This is a genomic window from Microvirga sp. P4_G7 (assembly GCF_056401005.1).
The window spans coordinates 1-1,419 of the sequence record NZ_JBFUKD010000824.1 but is presented as its reverse complement, the minus strand read 5'-3'; the positions used below and the strand labels follow the sequence as shown (position 1 = coordinate 1,419).

Annotated in this window: 1 protein-coding gene; it reads left to right on the top strand. The window is 61.1% G+C overall.

Going from position 1 to position 1,419, the window contains the following annotated elements; all coding sequences use genetic code 11:
- Positions 1 to 1,419, top strand: a 1,419-nt coding sequence (locus AC1DT3_RS21030) for a hypothetical protein (protein ID WP_477467135.1), incomplete at both ends; no start/stop codon positions are given.

Below are 1,419 nucleotides of genomic sequence, written 5' to 3'. Positions count from 1 at the left end.
CAGGCGGGATCGAACGGCCTGATCAGCTCGGACGGCAAGTTCAAGATCGTCGGCAATACGATCGTAACGAACGGCACGGTCGCGGATGTGACATCCGATACTCCGATCACCTATTCGATCACGGCAAATGACGGTTCGGGTGCAGCGAACGCGACCTCGACTGGTAACGTCACGATCACGGTGAAGAACGTCGCGCCGGTCAACAAGGCTCCGACCACGCCGGCTGGCGCAGCCAATGTCAACGAAGGCACCGGGGACAACCAGACTGTTGTGACCCTCGATGATCGTGACGACGACAATCAGGTCATCGGATACACGTTTGCGAGCGCACTCGCCGGATCGAATGGTCTGATCAGTGCCGACGGCAAGTTCAAGATCGTCGGCAACCTGATCGTGACCAACGGCACGCTCGCTGACGTGACCGCGGATACGCCGATCACCTATTCTGTCGTGGCAAATGATGGTTCGGGAGCATCGAATGCGACTGCTATCGGCAACGTCACGATTACGGTCAAGAACGTCAACAAGTCCCCGACGACGCCGGCTGGCGCAGCCAACGTCAACGAGGGCACCGGGGACAGCCAGACTGTCGTGACCCTCGACGATCGTGACGACGACAACCAGGTCATCGGTTACACCTTCGCCAACGCCCAGGCTGGGTCGAACGGCCTCATCAGCGCCGACGGCAAGTTCAAGATCGTCGGCAACACGATCGTGACCAACGGCACGGTTGCGGATGTGACGTCGGATACGCCGATCACCTATTCGATCGTGGCGAATGACGGGTCGGGGGCCGCCAATGCGACTTCGACCGGCAACGTCACCATCACGGTCAAGAACGTCGCGCCGGTCAACAAGGCCCCGACGACGCCGTCGGGGGCGGCCAACGTCAACGAGGGCACTGGCGCCAACCAGACCGTCGTGACGCTCGATGATCGCGACGACGACAATCAGGTCATCGGATACACGTTTGCGAGCGCGCTCGCCGGATCGAATGGTCTGATCAGCGCCGACGGCAAGTTCAAGATCGTCGGCAACCTGATCGTGACCAACGGAACGGTCGCGGATGTGACGGCGGACACGCCGATTACATACTCGGTCGTCGCGAACGACGGCTCGGGTGCGGCGAATGCGACCGCCATCGGCGACGTCACGATCACGGTCAAGAACGTCGCGCCGGTCAACAAGGCCCCGACGACGCCCTCCGGCGCTGCCAACGTCAACGAAGGCACGGGAGCGAGCCAGACGGTCGTGACCCTCGATGATCGCGACGACGACAATCAGATCATCAGCTACACGTTCGCGAGTGCGCTTGCCGGATCGAATGGCCTGATCAGTTCGGACGGCAAGTTCAAGATCGTCGGCAACCTGATCGTGACCAACGGTCAAGATCGTCGGCAACCTGATCGTGACCAACGG